This is a genomic window from Falsigemmobacter faecalis (genome assembly GCF_003863335.1).
GTDB lineage: Bacteria > Pseudomonadota > Alphaproteobacteria > Rhodobacterales > Rhodobacteraceae > Wagnerdoeblera > Wagnerdoeblera faecalis.
Map to the genome: position 1 here is coordinate 1 of NZ_RRAZ01000066.1, position 5,710 is coordinate 5,710.

Below are 5,710 nucleotides of genomic sequence, written 5' to 3' on the forward strand. Positions count from 1 at the left end.
CGGCTATCGCGGACGGGCTATTCACAGCCTCCGAAGGCAGGATGCGGTATGGGCGCCGAGTTCGGACCAATTCCAGATAATCTTTAAATACGCCAGGCTTTACATCACGGTCGGGCTTTGAGACCGTTTATACGTCCCGGGCAGAAGTCTTGGGAGGGCCCCGCTGACCGCTGCGGGGCTGCACAGGCGAAGCCTTTTCCCGTTCATTCAGGCACCGGGGTTTCCCCGCGCGGAAGGCACCCTGACGGTGCTTTTATCGTCGCTATTTGTCAGCCAGAGGCTCTCATGACCACCATAAAAGGCACAACGGGTAATGACGAGATCTTCGGCACGGCGCTTGGTGACGATATTGACGGTGGCACCGGCGATGATGTGATCACTGCCGGGGAGGGCAATGACACGCTGCGCGGGGGCACCGGCCAGGACAGTCTCTTTGGCGGCACCGGTGATGATCTTCTCTTCGGCAACGAGGGGCACGACAGCATCGACGGCGGGACGGGCGCGGATACGCTTTACGGCGGAGAGGGAAACGACACCATCTGGGGCGGAGAGGGCAATGACACGCTTTACGGCGAAGACGGCGCCGATGCCCTGATGGGAAACGAGGGCGATGACTACATCCGGGGCGACGATGGCAACGATACTTTCTGGGGCGGCGCCGGTGCGGACAGCCTCTACGGTGGAGAAGGCGATGACCTGATCTATGGCGGCCTGGACGATGACCTCCTCATCGGGGGGGCGGGCGATGACTATCTGAAGGGCGCAGAAGGCAATGACCTGCTTGAGGGCGCAGAGGGCAATGACGTTCTCTATGGCGGGCCCGGACATGACACGCTGCACGGCGGCGAAGGCAATGACCATCTTTATGGTGATGAAGGCGATGATCGTCTTTACGGTGGCGGCGGGCGCGACACGCTTTACGGCGGTGACGGCGAGGACATCCTGAGCGGTGGCGATGAAGATGATCACCTTGAGGGTGGAAAGGGTGCCGACAGCCTGCTGGGTGGTACGGGCAACGATCTGATCTTTGGCGGTGACGGCAACGACACCCTGCTGGGCGAGGATGGCAATGACACCCTGAACGGCGGCTATGACAACGACCACCTCGAGGGCGGCAAGGGGGACGACAGCCTGATCGGCGAAGACGGCGACGACACTCTGCTGGGTGGCTTTGGCAATGACGGGCTTTATGGCGGCGCGGGCAATGACCGCCTTTCGGGTGGCGATGGCGCGGATACGCTTTTTGGCCATAGCGGCGACGATGTTCTGCTTGGGGAAGAAGGTCAGGATAAGATTTACGGCGGCGACGGCGCTGACAGTATTCGGGGCGGAGCAGATGCGGATGTCGTCTTTGGCGATGCCGGTGAAGATACTATCTATGGCGATGACGGCGATGATACCCTTTACGGCGGCTTAAACAGAGACAGCCTTTACGGCGGCCAGGGCAATGACAGCCTGAACGGCGGGGCCGGCGACGATCTGCTCTACGGTGACGACGGCGATGACCGGCTCGACGGCGAAAGCGGATATGACACCCTTTTTGGCGGGGCTGGCGCAGATGAACTGAAGGGCGGGGGCGGCTTCGACACACTCTATGGCGGCCAGGGAAGCGACACCCTCTATGGCGGCGATTCAAGCGACCTGCTTTTCGGTGACGAGGGCAACGACAGCCTCGATGGCGGAACCGGGAATGACTCTCTCTACGGTGGCGCGGGCGAGGATCGTCTTGAGGGTGGAGACGGCAATGACACCCTGTCTGGCGGTGCCGGTAATGATACCCTGTCTGGCGGTGCCGGCAACGATGTGCTCATCGGCGGACAGGGCGATGACAGTCTGACCGGCGGACAGGGGAATGACAAATTTGTCTGGCAGGCGGAGGATCGGGGCAATGACACGATCACAGATTTTCGCGCGGGCAACACCGGGGCAATTGACGATGGAACGTCCGTCAACAACGATACCATCGATTTAAGCGCACTCTTCAACGACGCCACGCTTGCCACCTATAACCAGTTGACGGGCGAAAGCTGTGCCAGCCCGCTGGAAGCGCTGAATCATCATATCAGGTCGGGCTATGACCAGGGCACAGGCAATGCGCAGATCAGCTTTAATGGCACGGATTTCAGCGGGCCGGTGCTTACTTTCGAAGGCTTTAATCCCTTCACCGAGGCACCGCTGACCCGCGAGGAAACCTTTGTCTCGGACCGCGACTGGGTGGTCTCGGGCAGTGAGGGTGACGATGTCATCGACAGCGCCTATACCGGCGATCCCCATGGCGACCGCGTGGATGCCTCTACGCAACACCCGCCATCGCGCGGCCCGCATAACGATATCATCAAGGCAGGCGCGGGGAATGACACCGTTTTCGCCGGCGCGGGGGATGACATCGTCTATGGCGGGACCGGTGATGACTCGCTGGACGGAGGGGACGGCGCGGATCTCCTCTATGGCGGTCATGGTGCCGACACGCTCGCGGGCAGAGCAGGCGCGGATTATCTGACCGGCGGGGCGGGCGCCGATCTGTTCCTCGTCGAGGGCGCCGACGTCATCACGGATTTCAACGCGATCAATGGCCTGGGCGATGCCGACCCCTGGAACAACGACCACGTCGACCTGCAGTCCTTCTATAATCCCACCACGCTGGCGCAGTGGAATATCGACAATCCCGATCAGCAGTTCCGCAACCCTCTGCAATGGATGCGGGCCGAGCAGGCCGGGGGGAGACTCCATTCCGCGGGTGGTGTGCAGATCTACAGCAGCAGCGGTGGTCTGCTCGATGCGATGTTGCTGTCGACCGAGAATACCTCGGTGATCTGTTTTGCAGAAGGCACGCTGATCCGCTGTATGAAAGGCGTCGTCGCCGTTCAGGACCTGCAGCCCGGAGACCTGGTTCTGACCCTCGACAAGGGCTATCAGCCGTTGCGCTGGATCGCGTCGCATGAGGTGTCGCGCCGCCGCATCTGCGACGAGCCACGGCTGGCGCCTGTGAGGATCCCTGCGGGCAGCTTAGGCCGGGGATGGCCGTTGCGCGATCTGCACGTTACCCGCCAGCACCGCATTTTTCTGCCGCTGCCGGACGGGGCCCCGGGTGCAGGCGTGTTGATCCCTGCGAAGGATTTTACCCATCTCGCCCCCATCGCAGTAGAGACCCGTGCCGGCGAGCAAAGGTATTGGCACCTGCTGTTCGATGCGCACCATCTGATCGAAGCTGAGGGGCTGCTGTGCGAAAGCCTGGCACTTGGGCCGATGCTGCCGAAACTTTTGCCCCTGGCGTCCCGCATTGATCTCCTGGAGCAGTGCGAAAGTCTTCTGCGTAACCCGCCCCCCCTCGCCCGACCGGACCTGCGCGGCCGTAAAGCGCGCCTTGCAGTTGCCCGCTGGGCGAAGAAGGGCACCGACACTCAGCCGCAACCCCGCAGTGCGAATGCCTCTTGCTGAAGACTGACCTGCGCGGCCTTCAGCTGCCATACGCGAACCGGTCCGGGCGCAACAAAAAGGCCCGATTGGCACGATCGCCTGCCCGCCAGGACCTGACCCAGGAGAGGTGGTCGCATGAGTTCGGACCAGGATCTAAGCTTTAGCGCCTGAGGAAGAACGTCCGACATGACGCAACGCAAGCGCCATTCTGCAGAGTTCAAGGCGAAGGTGGCTCTTGAAGGACGTTGTTGCGCAATGCGTCCGAATGGATTCACCTCACTGGATCAGTGAGTTATCACTCGCAGTCATGCCGAAGCCTTCTACCCCAGGCTATCGCACGTCGAACTGGTCCCGTTACACTGCCGCGCTGAAACGGCGGGGGTCACGTTCCATCTGGTTTGACGCCGACCTTGACTGGTGCGCCCCAAGAACAGGCACGCACGGTCATCCGGAGACATTTTCGGATCAGGCCATCCAAACCTGCCTGACGTTGAAGATCCTGTTCAGGTTGCCGCTGCGCCAGATCGAGCCATGGGAATGCCACTGGTCCGAGTGACCATGGCGAGGGGTCTCGTCGCCAGCCTGATCGAGATGGCTGGCCTCGACTGGCCTGTGCCGGACGGGTCCACCCTGTGCCGCCGTCAGGCCAGGATATCAATCCGGATCCCCTGTCGACGCGCTGGCGGGCCCTTCAATCTGCTCATCGACAGCACAGGCATTCGTTTCCGCGGGGTGAGGAGGAACCTTGGCTGCAGTGCAGCCGCGTAAGTCCGACGCAAGGAATGGCTGGCCCGCAAACACGGCGCGACGCGCAGGCGAGAATGACGCAAGGTCCATCGTCGGGAAAACCAATCGCAGGGCATTTGATCCCTAGGATCAAATGCTTGTCCTGCTCATACTGGCCATGGACACCGCGACCGGTGACATCCGCGCGGTCGAATTCACCTCAAGCCATGAAGGGGACAGCGCGCTGCTGCCCGACCTGCTGGCGCAGATCCCGGAGGCTGAAGGGATCGGGAGCATCACTGCGGACGGGGCCTGCGATACACGCCGTTGCCTCGACGCGATCCTTGCGCGCGGCGCTGAGCCCATCATTCCGATCCGCCGAAATGGACGCATGTGGAAACCCGACTGTCCCGCCGCGATCCGGCGAAACGAAACGCTGCGAGCCACACAGCGCTTTGCGCGTGCGCTGTGGAAGAAGGGGTCCGGCTATCATGCCCGAAGTCGCGCCGAGGCGCAGATGAACTGCCTCAAGCTGCTCGGTGCTCGGTACTCGGATCGTCTCACGAGATCCCGATCGGCAGGGGGCGGAACTCCACATCCGCATCGCGATCCTGAACCGCTGCCCGGCCATGGGAATGGCCAAAATCGAACGCGTGAAGTGAGCCAGAAGGGGCACATCACCCTATAAGCGAATAGGGCAATAAGCCCGTCGAGACTCTGAAGGTGGCGCTGGCCAGATATGGTCGGCCCGAGATCCTCAACTCCGATCAGCAGCACCGAGTTCACCGAGGTGCTGCCGGAGGCCAGGGTGAAGATCTCCATGGATGGGCGCGGGTGTTGGATCGACAACCGGATGATTGAAAGGCTGTGGCGATCGCTCAAATACGAATGCGCCTACCTGAATGCCTTCGAGACCGGATCAGAAGCACGTAAGAGGATCGGCGCCTGGATCAGCTATTACAATGAAAAACGCCCCCACTCATCACATGGGTTGCTGACGCCAGCCGAGGCATATGATACCCTGGATCAGAACCTGAAAGCCGCCGCCTGACATGAAACACATGCCAGAGCTTAGCTGAGCGGAAAACTGGTCCAAATTCCCGGACCACCTCTGGCCTCGAGCATTGCACCCAAGCGCCGGTTCAACCGGGCATCACCCGGATCGCACCCTGAAGTTTCCGTTTCCACCCAACTCTGCCCCATGCCTGCACCTCAATCATTCGGTGCCACATGACGACTCATGATCGCTTGTGCTCAGGCAAAGCCAAGGGGCTGGGTGAATCAATTCGCCGCACCACTTGTGGGTAACTGCAGGCTACGCCGGACGGTTACGGTTTACACCACGAGGAAATTCTACGTTTGAGCCCCATTAATTTGGGGAATGATTACCCAACCGCCCTCATCCGCACGTCGTACGTATGCATAAACTATCTCCGGGATAGTCCAACTTTTCATACGCAGCCCTCTTTGTCATGAATGTGAACGTGAACTGACATTTCTGCAGAGGCAACTGGCCGGAACAGCTAGGCTCAGGACTCATTGATCATATCCAGAAGATGACGATTGC

Annotated in this window: 1 protein-coding gene and 2 pseudogenes; all 3 read left to right on the top strand. The window is 60.9% G+C overall.

Annotated features, from left to right (window positions below; genetic code table 11):
- Nucleotides 1–285 precede the first annotated feature (285 nt).
- Nucleotides 286–3,438, top strand: a complete 3,153-nt coding sequence (locus EG244_RS21365) for a Hint domain-containing protein (RefSeq protein WP_124966868.1) — start codon at nt 286–288, stop codon at nt 3,436–3,438.
- Nucleotides 3,439–3,724: 286 nt separating this feature from the next.
- Nucleotides 3,725–4,805, top strand: a pseudogene (locus EG244_RS19760) (transposase).
- A 46-nt stretch (nt 4,806–4,851) separates the two neighbouring features.
- Nucleotides 4,852–5,194: pseudogene (locus EG244_RS19765) on the top strand (transposase); the annotation flags it as partial.
- Nucleotides 5,195–5,710 lie beyond the last annotated feature (516 nt).

Excerpts from the sequence above, each read along its gene's own strand:
- EG244_RS21365 (WP_124966868.1), top strand. The coding sequence starts at position 286 with ATGACCACCATAAAAGGCACAACGGGTAATGACGAGATCTTCGGCACG.